Source organism: Paractinoplanes tereljensis (assembly GCF_016862435.1).
Taxonomy (GTDB): Bacteria; Actinomycetota; Actinomycetes; order Mycobacteriales; family Micromonosporaceae; genus Actinoplanes; species Actinoplanes tereljensis.
Genome location: NZ_BOMY01000064.1, coordinates 105,591 through 122,094 on the forward strand (window position 1 = coordinate 105,591; position 16,504 = coordinate 122,094).

Annotated in this window: 19 protein-coding genes and 1 pseudogene; 10 read left to right on the top strand and 10 right to left on the bottom strand. The window is 69.5% G+C overall.

The window, feature by feature from the left end; genetic code table 11:
- The first annotated feature begins 44 nt into the window (after positions 1–44).
- Together Ate02nite_RS47395 and Ate02nite_RS47400 are read left to right on the top strand one after the other, a co-directional pair.
- Positions 45–769: pseudogene (locus Ate02nite_RS47395) on the top strand (SDR family oxidoreductase).
- A gap of 24 nt (positions 770–793) precedes the next feature.
- The gene (locus Ate02nite_RS47400) at positions 794–1,171 is read left to right on the top strand and encodes a DUF2255 family protein (protein ID WP_203814587.1); all 378 of its coding nucleotides are present in this window, start codon (positions 794–796) and stop codon (positions 1,169–1,171) included.
- 241 nt (positions 1,172–1,412) lie between these two features.
- Here Ate02nite_RS47400 and Ate02nite_RS47405 read toward each other — a convergent pair whose 3' ends face one another.
- Positions 1,413–2,468, bottom strand: coding sequence for an aldo/keto reductase (locus tag Ate02nite_RS47405; protein WP_203814588.1), 1,056 nt, complete (start codon positions 2,466–2,468; stop codon positions 1,413–1,415).
- A gap of 13 nt (positions 2,469–2,481) precedes the next feature.
- Complete coding sequence (locus tag Ate02nite_RS47410; RefSeq protein WP_203814589.1) at positions 2,482–3,462, bottom strand: saccharopine dehydrogenase family protein; 981 nt, start codon at positions 3,460–3,462, stop codon at positions 2,482–2,484.
- A 110-nt stretch (positions 3,463–3,572) separates the two neighbouring features.
- Between Ate02nite_RS47410 and Ate02nite_RS47415 the strand changes: the two genes are divergently transcribed.
- The gene (locus Ate02nite_RS47415; RefSeq protein WP_203814590.1) at positions 3,573–4,184 is read left to right on the top strand and encodes a TetR/AcrR family transcriptional regulator; all 612 of its coding nucleotides are present in this window, start codon (positions 3,573–3,575) and stop codon (positions 4,182–4,184) included.
- 9 nt (positions 4,185–4,193) lie between these two features.
- Here Ate02nite_RS47415 and Ate02nite_RS47420 read toward each other — a convergent pair whose 3' ends face one another.
- Positions 4,194–4,919: an SDR family oxidoreductase gene (locus tag Ate02nite_RS47420; RefSeq protein WP_239148229.1), complete on the bottom strand. Its 726-nt coding sequence runs from the start codon at positions 4,917–4,919 to the stop codon at positions 4,194–4,196.
- 85 nt (positions 4,920–5,004) lie between these two features.
- Positions 5,005–6,291, bottom strand: a complete 1,287-nt coding sequence (locus Ate02nite_RS47425) for a low temperature requirement protein A (protein ID WP_203814592.1) — start codon at positions 6,289–6,291, stop codon at positions 5,005–5,007.
- Between the two features lie 39 nt (positions 6,292–6,330).
- Here Ate02nite_RS47425 and Ate02nite_RS47430 point away from each other — a divergent pair, with 39 nt between their 5' ends.
- Complete coding sequence (locus Ate02nite_RS47430) at positions 6,331–6,693, top strand: nuclear transport factor 2 family protein (protein ID WP_203814593.1); 363 nt, start codon at positions 6,331–6,333, stop codon at positions 6,691–6,693.
- Between the two features lie 2 nt (positions 6,694–6,695).
- Positions 6,696–7,475, top strand: a complete 780-nt coding sequence (locus Ate02nite_RS47435; protein ID WP_203814594.1) for a DNA alkylation repair protein — start codon at positions 6,696–6,698, stop codon at positions 7,473–7,475.
- On the opposite strand, the gene Ate02nite_RS47440 is transcribed toward Ate02nite_RS47435, so the two are convergent.
- From Ate02nite_RS47440 to Ate02nite_RS47450, 3 genes are all read right to left on the bottom strand, one after another.
- Positions 7,427–8,263 (bottom strand): helix-turn-helix transcriptional regulator, encoded by an 837-nt coding sequence (locus Ate02nite_RS47440; protein ID WP_203814595.1) that lies wholly within the window; start codon positions 8,261–8,263, stop codon positions 7,427–7,429. The genes Ate02nite_RS47435 and Ate02nite_RS47440 overlap by 49 nt on opposite strands.
- A gap of 67 nt (positions 8,264–8,330) precedes the next feature.
- The gene (locus tag Ate02nite_RS47445) at positions 8,331–8,666 is read right to left on the bottom strand and encodes a hypothetical protein (RefSeq protein WP_354261872.1); all 336 of its coding nucleotides are present in this window, start codon (positions 8,664–8,666) and stop codon (positions 8,331–8,333) included.
- A gap of 352 nt (positions 8,667–9,018) precedes the next feature.
- Positions 9,019–10,068 carry an NAD(P)-dependent alcohol dehydrogenase gene (locus Ate02nite_RS47450; RefSeq protein ID WP_203814596.1) on the bottom strand — a complete coding sequence of 350 codons (1,050 nt, stop codon included), beginning with the start codon at positions 10,066–10,068 and terminating at the stop codon, positions 9,019–9,021.
- An 82-nt stretch (positions 10,069–10,150) separates the two neighbouring features.
- On the opposite strand from Ate02nite_RS47450, the gene Ate02nite_RS47455 reads away from it, so the two are divergent.
- Complete coding sequence (locus Ate02nite_RS47455; protein WP_203814597.1) at positions 10,151–10,729, top strand: TetR/AcrR family transcriptional regulator; 579 nt, start codon at positions 10,151–10,153, stop codon at positions 10,727–10,729.
- Positions 10,730–11,122: 393 nt separating this feature from the next.
- Here Ate02nite_RS47455 and Ate02nite_RS47460 read toward each other — a convergent pair whose 3' ends face one another.
- Entirely contained in the window at positions 11,123–11,566 is a 444-nt protein-coding gene (locus Ate02nite_RS47460) for a MarR family winged helix-turn-helix transcriptional regulator (protein WP_203814598.1), read from the bottom strand.
- Between the two features lie 73 nt (positions 11,567–11,639).
- Between Ate02nite_RS47460 and Ate02nite_RS47465 the strand changes: the two genes are divergently transcribed.
- The 3 genes from Ate02nite_RS47465 (at position 11,640) to Ate02nite_RS47475 (ending at position 14,841) form a co-directional block, all read left to right on the top strand.
- Positions 11,640–13,052 (top strand): MFS transporter, encoded by a 1,413-nt coding sequence (locus Ate02nite_RS47465; RefSeq protein ID WP_239148230.1) that lies wholly within the window; start codon positions 11,640–11,642, stop codon positions 13,050–13,052.
- Between the two features lie 20 nt (positions 13,053–13,072).
- On the top strand, positions 13,073–13,636 hold the full coding sequence (locus tag Ate02nite_RS47470; RefSeq protein ID WP_203814599.1) for a YbhB/YbcL family Raf kinase inhibitor-like protein: 564 nt from the start codon (positions 13,073–13,075) through the stop codon (positions 13,634–13,636).
- Positions 13,637–14,424: 788 nt separating this feature from the next.
- The gene (locus Ate02nite_RS47475) at positions 14,425–14,841 is read left to right on the top strand and encodes a hypothetical protein (RefSeq protein ID WP_203814600.1); all 417 of its coding nucleotides are present in this window, start codon (positions 14,425–14,427) and stop codon (positions 14,839–14,841) included.
- A 7-nt stretch (positions 14,842–14,848) separates the two neighbouring features.
- On the opposite strand, the gene Ate02nite_RS47480 is transcribed toward Ate02nite_RS47475, so the two are convergent.
- Together Ate02nite_RS47480 and Ate02nite_RS47485 are read right to left on the bottom strand one after the other, a co-directional pair.
- Positions 14,849–15,154 carry a hypothetical protein gene (locus tag Ate02nite_RS47480; RefSeq protein WP_203814601.1) on the bottom strand — a complete coding sequence of 102 codons (306 nt, stop codon included), beginning with the start codon at positions 15,152–15,154 and terminating at the stop codon, positions 14,849–14,851.
- A gap of 18 nt (positions 15,155–15,172) precedes the next feature.
- Positions 15,173–15,499: a helix-turn-helix domain-containing protein gene (locus Ate02nite_RS47485; protein WP_203814602.1), complete on the bottom strand. Its 327-nt coding sequence runs from the start codon at positions 15,497–15,499 to the stop codon at positions 15,173–15,175.
- 96 nt (positions 15,500–15,595) lie between these two features.
- Here Ate02nite_RS47485 and Ate02nite_RS47490 point away from each other — a divergent pair, with 96 nt between their 5' ends.
- A complete protein-coding gene (locus Ate02nite_RS47490) occupies positions 15,596–16,330 on the top strand; it encodes an MBL fold metallo-hydrolase (protein ID WP_239148231.1) in 735 nt (244 codons plus the stop codon).
- Positions 16,331–16,504: the final 174 nt, after the last annotated feature.

Sequence of the window (16,504 nt, forward strand, 5' to 3'; positions counted from 1 at the left end):
CAGGCGGTGTTGGTGCCCGCATCGTTGCCGGTCACGATCGGGAGATGAGCGAGCAGACGATTGCGCTGGTCACCGGCGCCAACAAGGGAATCGGATACGAGATCGCGGCCGGCCTCGGCGCCGCCGGTTACGTTGTCGGCGTCGGCGCCCGCGACGAACAGCGGCGCGATGAGGCGGTGGCCAAGCTGCGCGCGGACGGCGTGGACGCGTTCGGGGTCGCCCTTGATGTGACCGACGACGCCAGCGTGGCCGCCGCCGCCCGGCTGATCGACGAGCGTTTCGGTCGCCTCGACGTGCTGGTCAACAACGCCGGTGTCGCGGGAGTGTGCCGGGAGCACCCACCGCCGTCACCCCGGAGGCGTTGCGGGCGGTGCTGGAGACCAACGTGGTCGGTGTCGTCCGCGTCATCAACACCATGCTGCCGCTGCTGCGCCAGTCGGCGCACCCCCGGATCGTCAACCGGTCCAGCCACGTCGCCTCCCTGACCCTGCAGACCACCCCGGGTGTCGACCTAGGAGCGGCTAACGGTGCTTATACGCCGTCGAAGACGCTGCTCAACGCCGTCACCATCCAGTACGCCAAGGAACTCGCCGAAACCGACAGCAAAATCAACAACGCATGCCCCGGATACGTGGCGACCGACCTCAACGGCTTCGCCGGAACCAGCACTGCCCAGCAGGGCGCGGCCATCGCCGTGCGGCTCGCGGCACTAGCGGACGACGGGCCGACCGGCGGCCTGTTCGACGACGACGGGACGGTTGCCTGGTGACTACCGAAAAAGGTTTCGACGCCGTTGACTACCCAATGGTCCGCAGCGGATCTGCGTCTTGTCAGTGCAGCCGCAGAGTTGGAGATCGCCGTCAGGCGCCCCGACGGCAGCCTGCGGCGGTGGGTGCCGATCTGGGTCGTGTGCGCCGGCGAACAGGTATACGTGCGGACCTGGCACCGTCGAGACACCGGCTGGTTCGGCCAGGCCGTGCATGCTCAGCGTGCACGCATCCGTGTGCCGGGCATGGAAGCCGACATCACCATCGAGGACATCGCCGACACGTCAGCACAAGTCACCGCCGACGTCACCCAGGCCTACCGCACCAAATACGGCCGCGGTGGTGCCGATTCCATGGTCAACGCCACCGCCGTGGCGACCACACTGCGACTCAGCCCCGAGTAGCGCGGGGTCCCGACGCCCGCCCCTGTGAAAGCGCCCCCGATACCCGCAGGGGCTGGATCGCCACCCTGACGGAGATTTAGAGCGGCGATCCCCGGTCGTCGTCGCCTCTCACCGCAAGCCTGACGCCGTCAACGACGCCAGCCCCCTGGCCAAGACCATCGAGTACGTCGTCCACCGCGGAACGGGTCGGGCGGTGGCCACACTCGCACGAGCGGCGCAGCTTGGACCAAGTCAGCCGCAGTCAGCCGATCGGGATCAGCGGGGTGATGAATCGGCTCACGTCACCGCCCAGCAGGCTCGGGCGGATCATGGCGTTGATGCCGTGCGGGACGCCCGGCTCGACGGCGCTGACCTCGTCGAGCCGACGGTACTGGTCGTCGGTGAGGGTCACGTCGAGCGCGCCGAGGTAGTCGTCGAGCTGGGCCAGGGTGCGCGGCCCGACGATCGGGACCAGAGTGGCCGAGGACCGTTCACCGCGCTCGCGCAGCCAGGCCATGGACACCTGCGCGGCGCTCGCATCGGACTCTTTCGCGACCGCGAGGACGGTGTCGAGGACGGCGGTGCGCTGGGTGGTGGACTCCGGGGTCACGAAGCGGCTGGGGTCGGTCGCCCGGCCTTCGCCACCGGTGCGGTACTTGCCGGTCAGCAGGCCGCCGGACAGCGGTGACCACAGATTCACCGCCAGCCCGAGGGCTTCGGCCATCGGCAGCAGCTCACGGTCGGCGGTCCGCTCGACGAGGCTGTACTCCGTCTGGATGCCGACGATCGGCGCCCAGCCGCGCAGGTCGGCCAGGGTCGCCGCGGCGGAGACCTGCCACGCCGGGAAGTTCGACAGTCCGATGTGGTGGACCTTCCCGGAGCGGACCAGGTCGTCCATCCCGCGGACGATCTCGTCCATCGGCGTGACGCCGTCGGGGAAGTGGACGAACAGCAGGTCCAGGTGGTCGGTCCGCAGCCGTTTCAGGCTCGCCTCCACCGAGGACACGAGGTTCTTGCGCCCGCTGCCGGTCAGCGAGACGTGCGGCTGCGTGGTGTCACTCGCGGCGTACTTGGTCGAGACGACGAAGTGGTCCCGGTCGGTGGTCAGCAGGTCGCCGAGGATCGTCTCGGACTCTCCGGCCTGGTACATGCCCGCGGTGTCCAGCAGGGTGCCGCCGGCCTCGGCGAACCGGTCGAAGATGGTGCGGGCGGCCGCGGCGTCGGTGCCGCTGGCCCAGGCCGTTCCGAAGTTGCCCGTGCCGAGCGCGTACTCGGAGACCCGCAGGCCCGAGCGCCGTCCGAAGGTCGTGTAGCGCATGCGAGTGTCCCTCTCAGAGGTCGGTGATCTTGCTGTCGGCGATGCTGGTGGCGAATCCCCGGCCGAACGCCGAGGACGGCGTCCGGAAGCCGGCGGAGTGCTGCCCGGCGAGCACACGGCGAGCGGCCTCGACGGCAGAGAGCTGGGTGTACGTGTAGCCGGTCGGGGTTTCGATGATCGAGCGGACGACGGTTCCGTCCGCGTCGGTGACTTCGGCTAGCGCCCAGTAACGGCCCTCGAGACGCTCGGCGGCGGTCGGCCCCTCCGGCAGCTCGGCGCCGGGGGCGGGAATGGCGCCGTCCGAGCGCATGAAGACCTCGACATCGCGGAGCCCGGTGGAGTGCACGGCGGTGATCAGGTCGCCCATCGGTACGGGAACGCAATCCTCGGGGCCGGCCCCGAAGTCGAAGGCCGCGGGCGCCGTGTCGGCCTTGCGCACCAGTTGCCCGCCGGCGCGCACCAGCCCGATCAGGTCGGCGATCCCGGCGGAGCTCGCGACCGAGCCGCGGGAAAACCCGCCGGTCACCTTGAGGGCCACGCGGAGCGCCACCGGTTCTTTCGTCCGGCCGGCCGCGTGCACGGCGACCGCGTCGCTCGGCACGACGTCCCAGCCGACGCCCGGCACGAGCATCACCCCGGCCTCCGCCGCGGCCGCAGACCGCTCCTCGGCCAGGGCGAAGGTCGCGAACTCGGCGGTCGTGTCGAGATAGTGCACGCCTTCCGCAATGCACGCGTCGATGAGCCGCTCGGCGGTCGCGCTGAACGGACCAGCGACGTTCAGCAGGACCCGGGCGCCGCGCAGCTCCTCCCGCACGGTAGCGGGGTCGTCCAGCGCGAAGGTCCGGCCAGGGACGCCGAGGCGCTCAGCCAGCGCCTCGACCTTGCTCCGGTCACGACCCGCGACAGCGAAGTCGAGCCCGGCGCGAGCGGCCTCCTCGGCGATCAGCCGCCCCGTGTAACCGGTGGCGCCGTAGATGAGAAGCATCGTTTCCATGGACCGAACGTAGCAGAACGGAGAGGTGCTCTCCGTTCGGAGTGAGATAGTCCATCCGGAGCGACTTGGTCCGTCGGGAGGGATAACGTCCGCTGAGCTAGGATTGGCTAATGGTGAATGCGGTGACCGACGAGGCGCCCAAGGAGCGAGCGGATTCACGGCGCAAGCGCCTGCGTCTGATCGAGGCGGCCCGCTCGGCGATCGCCGAGCACGGGCTCCAGGCGTCGACGACCGACATCACCGAACGCGCCGAGGTCGGGGTCGGCACGCTCTACCGGCGGTTCGGCTCGAAGGAGGCGCTGGTCGCCGATGTGCTGATCGACGGCCTGGCGGAGATCCAGGCGTGGGCCGACGCCGCCCTGGACGATCCCGACCCCTGGGCCGGCCTGTCCGGCTTCCTCTACGCCTTCACCGAAGCACAACTGGCCAATCTCGGGCTGGCCGAGTTCACCAGCGGCCAGGCACGCGAGCTTCCGCCGGAGGTGGCCGAGCATGGTTCGAAGCTCGCGGCCGCCATCGACCGGCTGGTACGCCGGGCGCAGGAGCACGGCACCTTGCGGGTCGACGTGACCTGGCGGGACCTGGTGCTGATCTCGATCGCCCCGATCGGCGGCGAGGAGTGCCTCGGTGCCACCCGGGGCGAGGGTCAGTGGCGGCGGACGATCGCCATCGCGCTCGACGGGCTCCGGGGGCCGGCGACGAGCACCCTGCCCCCGGAATGAACCCAGGCGTCACCGCTGCGCGGTGGGCCGCACGATCAGTTCGCTGACATCCACATTCGCGGGCTGGGCGATCGCGTAACCGATCGCGTCCGCGACCGCCGACGCGGGGATCGCGAGCTCGTCGGAGGCCGCCTGCACCGCGGCCCGGACGTCCGGGTCACCGCCCCGGTCGGTCAGTTCCGACCGGGTGAAGCCCGGGCTGACCACAGTTACCCGCACGTCGGTGTTCTCCTGGCGCAGCCCTTCCGAGACGGCCCGCACCGCGAACTTGGTCGCGCAGTACACCGCCGCCGTGGGGTCGACCCGGTACGCCGAGGTGGAGGCGACGTTGACGATGTGCCCGTACCCTTGCGCCCGCATGATCGGCAGCACCGACGCAATGCCGTGCAGCGTCCCGCGCAGGTTGACGTCGATCATCTGGTTCCAGTCCTCGACGCGTAGCGCGTCCAGGGTCGACAGGGGCATGACCCCGGCGTTGTTGACCAGCACGTCGATGCGACCGTGCCGGTCGTGGGCGCCCGCGGTGAACGCGCGGAAGCTCTCCAGATCGGTGACGTCGAGCTCCTGGAACTCGGCCGCACCCCCGGCCGCGATCAGCTCCTCGGCCAGGGCCTTGAGCCGGTCAATACGGCGGGCCCCGAGCACGACCTGATGGCCGTCGGCGGCGAGCCGCCGAGCGGTCGCCTCACCAATTCCGCTGCTGGCACCGGTGATGAGAATGACTTTGATCGACACGACTACTCCCCCAGGTCTCGGCACGGCGACCCGTTCCGGCCACCGCAACAGAGTTTGTGGCGCGCTACCGGCGCGGAGAAGGCCGTCACTTCCTGGGTGTGAGGCGCCCAGGAAGTGACAGCCGTGACGCCCAAGGCATCGCCGGGCAGAGCCCGATCACGACCGCCAGGAGCAGTCCCGCCACGATCGGCATCGCGGCCAGGGCGGGTACCGAGATCGCCGCCAGCAGCGCGGCAACCCAGCGCGCCGCCGTCGCGCGGCCGGTCATGCTGCGCTCGTACAGCGCGGTGATGGCCAGGTAGACGGCGAGGCCGCCGCCCAGGGTGGCGGCGCCGAAGCCCCCGAGCGCACCGCCGGTCTCGGCCCCGTGCAACGCCGTCGCCAGGCCGACCGCGACCAGCAGGATGCCACCGACGATCCCGGCGTGCAGATAGGTGCCGGCCGTGGCCAGCGACGCCCGGCTCTCCCCCGCCCGGCCGGCCACCGCGCGCTGGGCGGCCTGCGCGAGGTGCGGGAAGTAGGTCCACCACATGGCCACGGCCAGCCCGACGGCGAGCAGCGCCGCGGTCAGGACGCCCGCGTCGAGGCGGTGCGCGCCGGCACCGGAGCCGATCGAGATGATGGACTCGCCCAGCGCCAGGATCACCACGAGCTGGTGACGTTCGGCGAAGTGACCGGCGGACGGCAGCCGCCAGGCCCCGCCCCGCGAGGTGATACGGATGGTCACCCCTTCGACCACGACGGCGGCGAGCCACAGCACGAGCTGCGCGGTGCCGCCGATCAGCGCTCCGGCGAGCAGGGCGACGGACACCGGAAGCAAGGTCGTGCCCATGGTGCGGACGACCTGCCGGCGGAGCCGGGCGTCGGTACCCGCCGCGGCGAACGTGACAGCGGTGTAGATGACGGAGACCAGGATGAAGCCCACGGCGAAGACCAAGGGGCCGACGAGGCGGTGGAAGGCCTCCGGGATGGCGAGGGCCAGCATGAACACCAACACGATCGCGGCCAGGGTGCCCAGCCGGCCGATGCCTCGTCCGACATGCATCTGATTGGCCAGCCACGCGTAGGACGCCCACGACCACCACAGGACGCCGAAGACGGCGAGCGCCCGCAACACGCCCAGCAGGCTCGCGTCCTCGACCGCCAAGTGGGTCACCTCGGTGAAGGCGAACACGTAGATGACGTCGAAGAAAAGCTCGAGCGGCGTGGCCCGATGGTCCTCCGAAGGCGCCGTCCGTACTGGTGATGCTGTCCGGCTGTGCACGATGCCCGTACCCCTCAGCAGTTGTCGTATGGCCCGGCCGAGTGTGGGCAGCGGGAAGGACCGGCAGAAGGCCACGGCTTCCTGGGTGCCGCGCACCCGGGAAGACACGACCTTCTCCGTTCGCCGCACCAGCGCCAGGCTCAGCTCATGAGGATTTCTGAGAAGCAGGCAGCGGACTGGGTCGCCGGATATGTCAAGGCCTGGAAGAGCACCGACCCGGCGGACATCGCCGCCGTCTTCGCCGAGGACGCGGAGTCCCACGAGTGGCCCTACGACACCGCGTGGATCGGCCTGGATGCCATCGTGACGGGCTGGCAGTCACGGCAGGACTGGCAGAAGGGCGGCTGGACCTTCGACTGGGAGCTGCTCGCGATCAACGGCGACACGTTCGCGGTCAAGGGCGTCGGCGCCTACCGGGAGCTGGGGAACTTCGACAACCTGTGGGTCGTCACCTTGAACGAGGCCGGCAAGTGCGTGGTGCTCCGTATGTGGAACAACGAGATCAAGTAGCCATGGCCGGTTACGCGGACGATCTCCTCGGCACCCACACTGTCCGGGAGCTCGTCGCGGCCTTCAGTGCCGTCGCGCCCGGGTTGTCGCTGCGCACGCTCGCCGCGACAGCCCGGACGGCCGGGTCCGGGACCCTGCGCGCGCGCAGCGATCTGCTGCGGCGTGCGCTGCTGGCCGACCTGCCTTGCACGTACGCCGGCCTGGCCGCTCCCGTCCGCGCTGCGTACCACTCCCCCGTGCTGTTCCGCGGCTGGATGCTGTTGCCGGTCACGACGGCCGTCGCCGCGCGCGCCCGCGGTGACGGCAGCAGCCGGGCGTACGCCGACGCGATGTCTCTGCTCGGCGAGATCACCGGAAGGTTCACCTCGGAGTTCGCGGTGCGCCCGTTGCTGGTTCACGACCTGCGCCACGGGTTGCGGATCGCGCAGGACTGGGCGCGCTCTCCGGACGAGGATCTGCGCCGGCTCGCGGTGGCCGGCACCCGCCCGCACCTGCCGTGGGCGCAGCGGGTGCCGGCGATCCTGGCCGGCCCGCACAGCACCGTGCCGATCCTCGAGCTGCTGCACCGCGACCGGAGCGAGTACGTACGCCGGGCCGTCGCCGACCATCTGGCCGATCTGGCCCGCCAGGATCCGCACCTGGCTCTGCGAACCGCGGACCGCTGGCTCACGATCCCGGACGACGACCTGCACCGCCTGGTGGCACGAGGGCTCAGGCGCCTGGTGCGGCAAGGTCACCCGGAGGCATGCCGGCTCGCCGGCGTCCCGAGCGCTCCCAGGTAGGTCAGGGCCTGCTCGCTGCGGCTGCCGGGCTCCGCCGTGCCCACCTGCAACTGCTGGCCGGGCGCGTCGCGTACGTCGAAGGTCTGGTAGGTGAGATCGACGCGACCGGCTTGGGGATGGTGGAAGGTCTTGTCAGTACGCAGCAGCGCGCCGACACCCTGCCGGCCCCAGCGCTGAGTGAACTCGCTGCAGTCGACCAGATCGTCCAGCACCGCCAGAATGTCCGGGTCGTCCGGGAACAGGCCTGCATTGAGACGCAGTGCGTGCACCACGGCGTCGGCAGCCGAGGGCCAGTCGTCGAAGAACGTACGGGCCTGCGGGTCGAGGAACACCACCCGGACCATGCTGGGCCGATCGCCGAACGGGGCCAGCAGCGCCGCGCCGAGCGGGTTGGCCGCCAGCACGTCGAAGGCCGGCCCGAAGACGTACGCGGCCGCTCGGGGAAACCCGCCCATCAGGGTCAGCAGAGTCGGGTGGACGTGATCACCGGTTGCCGTCGGCGTGAGCCCTGGATTCAGCCCGGCCAGCCGGTAAAGGTGTCCGCGGGTGTCCGGGTCGAACCGGAAAGCCCGCGCGATCGCGTCGAGGATTTGCGGCGAAGGATTGCGTTCGCGGCCCTGTTCCAGCCGGGCGTAATAGTCGGCGCTCACCCCGGCCAGCACGGCGACCTCCTCACGCCGCAGACCCGGCACCCGGCGATCGCCGCCCACGAGCAGGCCGGTGTCGGCCGGGTCGACCTGCGCCCGGCGGGCCCGCAGAAACTGCCCGAGCGGGCTCGCATGTGCCATGCGGTGAGCCTAAGGAAGATCCGCGCCGCCTGCCAGGGTGTCGCACACCCCGGCAGTGTTGGTCACATCAGCCGAGCTGCATGCACCCGGTCAGCAGCAGATTCCCGATCTCTGACAGGCGGGCACCAGTGTTGTAGTACAGCCGGATCAGCGCCTCGTCCCGCAATGCCATGAACGTCTTGCCTTTGGTGGAGTCGAGCAGTTTCTTGGTGTCGTCGTCGCCCATGATCGGCACGAGTTTCTGCTTGTTCAGAGCGGTCGAAGCCGACCGGGTTTCGATCATCCAGGCCTGGAACGATTCGATGTGCACCTTCGTCACCAGGGTCGGGTCCTGGGCTGCGTCGTCGGCGTCCGGATCCGGTGATTCGTCGGCCAGATACTTCGCCAATTGGGCGGCGGCCAAGAGGTAGTTGTAGCGGGTTGTCTCCGGGTGACTTCCGGCCCGCAGCGTGCGGTCCCAGTCGCGCCGGAAGGGGTCCTCGCAAACGCCACATCATCGTCGACACCAACGGACACCTCATCAGCGTGCACGCCACCCCCGCGAACGCCCCGACACCACCGGCGCCGGCCCCTGCCCGACCACGCCGCTGAACACGGCCTCCGCCACGTCTGGCCGACCATCCGCGTACGCGGCGGCCTCGGCGGAGCGTCACGCACCTCCAAGGTCTTTCGGCTGGACGACGTGAAGCTTCCGTAAATCGGCGTCTTTCGTCGTTACCGTGCGACGGCGCCCCACCGTTGACCGGGGCGGGCGATCACACGGATGCGTCGAGGTCGGACATGTCCAGCACGAAGCGGTAATGAACATTGCCGGCGGCCAGCCGGTCGAGGGCCGTCTCGACCTCGCTTGAGGGCAGAATTTCGACGTCGGCAGTGATGCCGTGTACGGCGCAGAACTCGAGCATCTCGACGGTCTGCCGCAGGCCGCCCGTGCCGGAAGAGGTGATCTTCTTGCGGCCGGCGCCGAGTTCCCACAGTTTCGGCCCGGCGAGCAGGGGGTTGCCGAGTACGCACAGGGTTCCGTCGAGGCCCAGCATGCCGATCAGCGGTGTGAGCTCGTGGTCGGCCGAGATGGTGTCGAGGATGAAGTCGAAGCTGCCACGCGCGGCGGCGACCTGAGTCTCGTCGGTGGTGACGAGCAATTGCGTCGCTCCGAGAGCCTTGGCGTCCTGTTCCTTGTTCGCGCTGCGGCTCAGGACGGTGACCTCCGCACCCAGGGCCGCGGCGATCTTGACGGCGAGGTGACCCAGCCCGCCGAGACCGGCGACCGCCATCCGGCTGCCGGGGCCGACCCCCGCCGCCCGCATGGGCTCCCAGACGCTGACGCCGGCGCACAGGAGCGGCGACGCCGCGGCCGGGTCGAGCCCTGCGGGCAGGTGGAGAGCGAACTTCTCCCGCAGCACGTACTCGCGGCTGTATGCGCCTTTCGTGGGGGTGCCGTCGATGCGGTCGGTGCCACCGTAGGTGGTGGTCGGGCGGTTGTAGCAGTAGTTCTCCTGCCCGACCGAACACATGGCGCACTCGCCGCACGAGTCCACGATCGTGCCGATCGCCACCGGCTCGCCGACGGCGAACCCGGTGACCGCCGGGCCGACGGCGACCACGACGCCGGTCGCCTCATGCCCGGGAACGAGGTCTTTCTCGCCGAGCATCCCGTGGATGCGGTGCAGGTCGCTGTGGCAGACGCCGCAGTAGTCGATGCGCACGGCGATGTCGTCCGGGCGCAGATCACGCCGCTCGATGGTGACGCGGGTCAGCGCGTTAGTAGTCGGGTCCAGGCTCTGCCAGCCGGTGGTCGTCCTCATGGTCATGCTCCTTCACTAAACGGAATCTGCATTCACCATAACACGATGCTGAAGCAAGGTTCCGTTTAGTAGACTTGTGCCGGTGGCCACACGATCGAACTCCGTACCCAGGTCCCGCGCACCGCGCCGGGACGCGCTCCGCAACGACACGGTCCTGATCAACTCGGCCCGCGCGGTCTTCGCCGAACAGGGACCGAACGCCAGCATGGAATCCATCGCCTCCCGCGCCGGCCTGGGCGTCGGCACGATCTACCGGCGATTCGCGAGCAAAGACGCGCTGCTGGACGCCATCGCACAGCTTTTCGCCGAGGAGATGGACCACGCCGCCACAGCCGCGCTCGAGGACCCGGACCCCGGCACCGGCCTGGAAGGGTTCCTCGAGTTCGTCGGCGTCTTCAACGCCGAAAAACGGCGCTACGCCGCCGCCCTGACCGACCGGGTCGTCAGTGAAGACGTGAGCGCGCAGACAGCGGAAAAGGTCCGGCAGCTCACACAGAAGGCGGTCAACGCGGGAGTCCTCGCGCCGGGCACGACCGGCGACGACATCAAGGCACTCATCATCGCCCTCCGAGGGGTCGTCTCCGCTTCACCCGACGGAGACGACAACGCCTGGCGCCGCTTCCTGCGCATCCACCTCACCGGACTCCGCACCAACCGATGACACGCCCGCCTCCCGCCGCGACCTGAGGTGTCGGCCGTCACACCGTCAACTGCGAAGAGCCCGCACACCGGGCCCGATCCGCGGACATCGGCCCGGCAACAACGGGCGGTCGACGGCGAGCTGGTTCAGCGCACCAGGCGGCCAACTCGGCGAGCAAGCCGCCTGCATCGAATGCTCCCGGACGGTCGAGGTTCACTTGCACAAAGGCGCGACAGCATCGCCCGGATGACCTACTGACACAAGGACTTCAACGCAGGAACATGCGTGCCGCTCGGTGGTCGACGTCATCGCCGTGGTGCCGGCGGGGGACAGCCGCTGACCAGGAAGATCAACCTCGTTTGTGCTGGTGACACGTTTTACCAGTACCCGAGTCACTGGGCGTACCCGGCCGCGTTAGGAGTCGGCGATGTTGCCGAGCAGCACACAGGCGCGGGCGATCGTGTTCTGATCTTCGGGGCTGAGTGCGTGTAGGTGGGCGTCCAGCCAGGCGTTGCGTTGGGTGCGGGCGGCGTGGGCGAGTTCGGCCCCTTGGGGTGTGGTGCTGAACAGCACTTTGCGGCGGTCGTTCGGATCGGGAGTGCGGATCGCGTAGCCGGCCGAGGTGAGCCGGTTCACGCTCTGACTCATCGAGGCGGGGGCGACGCGGTCGTGGTCGCTGAGCTGGGTCAGGGTCTGCGGGCCGTGCTTGTGCAGCCGGGTGAGGACCTCGAGCGCCGTGTCTCCAAGGCTTCCTTCCGGGCGTTCGCTGCGGAACCGGCGGTAGAGCCGCGCCACCGTTGATCTCACTTGACCGCCGAGCCCAGCCCCGTCGGGGGTGCCGGTTGCATCCGTCTCCATGGGTCATTAGTGTACCTAAACACCAGTCTTTAGTATACCTAAGGTCCAAGGTTGACGTGTCGATCGGAGCGCCGTGACATCACCTATCGCCGTCGGCCAGGCGAGCACGGAAAGTCCGTTCTCGTGGCGGTTCACCACCCCGCTGTTCGTCGGCTCCGCATTGAACGCGATCAACAGTTCCATGATCGCCACCGCGCTCGTGCCGATCGCGGCCGGCCTGCACGTCTCGGTGGGTCAGACCGCATCCCTGGTGACTGCCCTGTACCTGGCCAGCGCGATTGCCCAGCCCACGGCCGGGAAGGTTGCGGAGGTCTTCGGCGCCCGCCGCGTCTTCCTGGTCGGGATCGTGCTGGTCCTGCTCGGCGGTGTCCTCGGCGGGGTGGCGCCGAACCTGCTCACCCTACTGATCGCTCGGGTGCTGATCGGGTTGGGCAGTTCCTGCGCCTATCCGACGGCGATGATGCTCATCCAGCGCCGTGCCAACGCAGCCGGAATGCAGAAACCACCCGGTGGTGTGCTCGGCGGTCTGCAGATCGCCGGCGTCGCCACCGCCTCCCTCGGCCTGCCCATCGGTGGAGTCCTGGTCCAGACGGCCGGCTGGCGGTGGGTGTTCCTCGTCAACGTGCCCGTGGCCCTGATCGCCCTGGCCGCGGCACTGATCTGGATCCCCCGCGACCCCGCGCAGCAGACCCCGAGAAACGCCCGCGAGGTCCTCTCCCGGATCGACCTGACCGGCATCATTGGCTTCGCCCTGGCGATGGCGGCCTTGCTGGCGTTCCTGTTCTCGATCCCGGAACCGAACTGGATCATTCTGGCCGCTGCGGTGGTTCTGTTCGTCGTCCTGACCGGGTGGGAGCTAAGCGCCGAGCACCCGTTCGTCGACGTGCGGCTGCTGGTCCGCAATGGGGCGCTGACCCGTACCTACCTGCGGTACGCCCTGGTCGCCCTGTGCGTGTACCTCGTCCTGTACGGCATCACCCAATGGTTGCAGGCCGGCCGCGGCACTTCCGCCCTTGCCGCCGGGCTGCTGCTGTTGCCGACGAGCGTCATCTCCGGCGTCGTCGTCGTACCGATCTCGCGGCGCAACCTGGTCCGCGGCCCCGTCATCGTCGCCGCTGTGGCCTGCCTGGCCGGGTCCGCCGGCGTGCTGTTGCTGACCTCGGATACTCCCACCGGCTGGATCGTGCTGATCACCCTGCTCTTCGGCGTCGCTCTCGGCGCCGGGGTCAGTGGAAACCAGATCGCCCTCTACACCCAGGCGCCACCCGAACAACTCGGCGTCGCATCCGGGCTGTTCCGCACCTTCGGCTACATCGGCTCCATCGCCTCCTCCGCCATCACCGGCATCGTCTTCCACACCAGCGTCACCGACAGCGGCGTCCACCACATCGCCCTCATCATGATCAGCGTCAGCATCGCCGCCGTCGCCCTCACCGTCCTCGACCGAACCCTCAACAGCCCAGGCCGGCCCACCAGCCAAACCTGAGAAGAAAGAAGGTCCAACCCATGCCCAACCCACTCGGCCGTGCGCTGCGCAATCGACACGCCGGACACCACACCCTCGTCTGGGCCAACCCCGACCTGCAAGCACCCGAGACCTTCACCCTCACCAGCCCCGCCTTCGACCACGGCACCCCCATCCCCGAACGCCACCGCGGCCGGCTCTTCGGTGCCAACATCTCACCGGCCCTGACCTGGACAGCACCACCGGCGGGCACCGCGGAACTCGTGCTCGTCGTGCAAGACCCCGACGTACCGTTCGGGAAACCCGCGACCCACGCGCTCACTGTCGGCATCGACCCGGCGCTCCACGAAATCCCCGAGAATGCTCTCACCCAGCCCAGCCCGATCAGCGGACTCAAACACGGCAAAGGCCCCCTCGGCCGCCGCGGCTGGGCCGGCCCAATGCCCATCGCGTCTCACGGCCCCCACAACTACGTCTTCCAACTCTTCGCCCTCGACCACCGTGCCAAGCTGCCCGACACGTTCACCCTCACCGACACCCTGCACGCCATGACCGGACACGTCATCGCCCGTGCCCGCCTCGACGGCACCTACGAAATCCGGTAACTGCGCACCCAAGCAGAACCTGAACCGAAACAGCATCGGCGGCCCGCTCCTCGACGGCCGGGCCGGCCTGCCGCCCGAGTTGGTACGCCACAAGCCCGACCCCGCCATCTCGAAGGGCGCGCTGGAGTGCCCTCTACGACACCAGGCTCTACGAGCGCACCTGACCGGGCGCGGCGCCACCCAGGCCGTCATCACACCAGCCATCTCCAAGAGCAGCGTCGGGGAGCGAGCCCGCGTGCGCCGACCGGAGTGCTGTTAAGAAACGTGTCACCACCCGCAAACGAGCGTGATCGTCCTGGCCAGAGCAGCGACCGCGAGCGTGGCGAGCCCGTGCGATGAGTTCGACGTCGGGTAAGCCATGATCTCCGGCCATGGCGCGATCAAAATGCGGGTCGGCCGGTTCCCCCGCGGACGCAGGGAACTGCCCGACGAGCCGGTCGACTTGGTGGCCCGGCTGGTCGGTGCGGACCCGGCGGAGCTTGGGCTCTACGAGTGGACGGGCTCGACGATCACGTATCGCTGGGCGCAGTCCGGAGCCATCTCGGCTTCCGTGAGTGCACGGTGGCCGATGCCGACCAGCTGACGCCGTGGCCGGCCGACGCGGTGTGCGAGGCCGAGCGCCGGTCGGACCTGGTCCGCGACGAGTTGCTCGGCCGGTGCCGGGCCGAGAGGATCGAGCCGCCGGCAGCCGGTCGGATCGTGCGCTCAGCGCTGCACCAGGGCGGGCAGGCGCTGACCGGCCGGCTTGCGGTGCGGCTGCCCGTCGAAGGGCCCCCCGGCTCCGGGCCTTGGTCGCGGTCGAGGTGCCGGACGACGACGCAGGCGAGGAGTCGGTGCTGGGCGCTGATCAAGTCAGGTTATCTCGCCCCGGTCCTGCACTCCCGGTCAACGATCTGAGCGCGCTGGAGGCGGTCGACGAGACCATGCCGGCGCGGCGGGACATCGTCGGGACGGTAGCGTCCGGACTACGCCGTGGCCGTCGTTGTCGGCTGATCCTCGGCGCGCCGGACCGAACTCCGAGTCAAACGGCTCAAGCGGCCTACCTCGGAAACGGAGCCGAAGCCGCCCAGATGGCAGGCGCCGCATCCGCATCGCGGCGCCACGCACCGGCCGCGCTGTTCGCCCGGCTCCGCACCACCTTGCAGGCCAGGGCGGGCGGCGAACCGGTCTACCACCGGATGGGCTTGGAGACGGCAAGCACCTAACGGCTTTTCACGCTGTGACGGGGCCCAGCAGGCTCGCCGCGAGTATCTGCGCCAGCCAGTTCTGATACGCGTCGCCGTCCCAGCCGCGGTCGGCGGTCAGCCGGGTGAAAACCTCCGAGCCGGTCAGGACCCAGCAGGTGTCCGTGACCGTGGACTGCTTGACGCCGGCGCGCAACACGCTTTTCGCATCCAGGTGGGCGACGAAATTGCCCACCCCGACCAGCCGCTCGTGCTCGCTGACACGCAGCAGTTCGGCGACCTCGGGCCCGGCCTGAACGAGCATCGTCTGCAACGGGGCCAGCCGTTCGTGCACACCGCGGACGAACCCCGCCTACAGATGAAGCTTTCTTCTCGGATCGGCCGTGGCCCAGACCTCGCGCAGCTGTGCGCGCTCGCCCATGGCCACGGGTTCGTCGTCGCCGGCGAGGGTGACGTCCCACAACGCCTTCAACAGGCCGGCCTTGCCACCGAACGTCTTGTAGATCAGTTCCGGTGAGACCCCGGCCTGCTCGGCGACCGCCCGGACGGTCGTCGCTCGATGACCAACATCAAACAACAACCTTTCGTACGCGGTGAGCGCCGCGGTCCGGTTCCGGCGGGCGAGGTCCTGGCGCTGGCGGGAGTCGTACGCCCGTTCAGGTGATCCGGATGATGGCACGGCTCACACCTCTTCAAGTTGATTACAGCGTACTGTACTCAATTGGTGGCCGGGTGGCCGCCGGAAATCGGGGGAGCAATGTCCCAGCACACATCCGTGGTCGAACGTCTCGGCGACGGCATAGTCAACTTTTACCTGATCGACCACCCCGACGGCCTGGTCCTCGTCGACGCCGGCCTACCCGGGCACCTGGCGCAGTTGCGGGAACATCTGGCCCGCACCGGGCGCACCGAGCGTGACATCCGCGCCGTCCTGTTGACCCACGGACACCCCGACCACACCGGCCTCGCGGCCGCACTGCACGCCGCGGGCGCCGACATCTGGCTCCACGAGCACGACGCGCCGATCCTGGCCGACGGGCCGCGCAGCGCCATGCGTCACGCGAAGCCGGAGCGTTCGATGATGCCGTACCTGCTGCGCCGCCCCGCCGCGATCGGGACGCCGCTGCACCTGGCCCGGATGGGTGCCTTCACTGCCGGGCCGGTGCGCGAGGTTCGCACCTTCGACGCCGACCGCATCCTCACCGAGGTGCCCGGGCGCCCGGAAGCGATCGTCGTCGCCGGGCACACCGGAGGCAGTACGGCCTACCTGTTCGCCGAGTTCGGACTGCTGTTCACCGGCGATGCCCTGGTCACCGCGGACGGGCTCACCGGGCACACCGGCCCGACACTGGTCAACCGCGGCTTCACCCAGGACAGCGCGAACGCCCTGGCGTCGCTCGACCGGCTGGCGCAGGTGCCGGCGTCGCTGGTGCTGACCGGTCACGGCGAGCCGTTCACCGGCAGCCCCCAGGCCGCCGTCGAGCAGGCCCGCCTAGCCGGTCAGCGCTGACCGGACGGCGACATCCACGCTGAATCAGGCCTCGGCGTCGCCGATGGCGTCAGCAGGTGGAAACGGCTGGTGATCCCTTAGCTTCGGGTAGATCCCATACAGATAGTTCGCAACTGTCCGGTGGGACCAGCATCATCGGCGCCGGCCCCGGCGGCCTGACCTGCGCCCGCATCC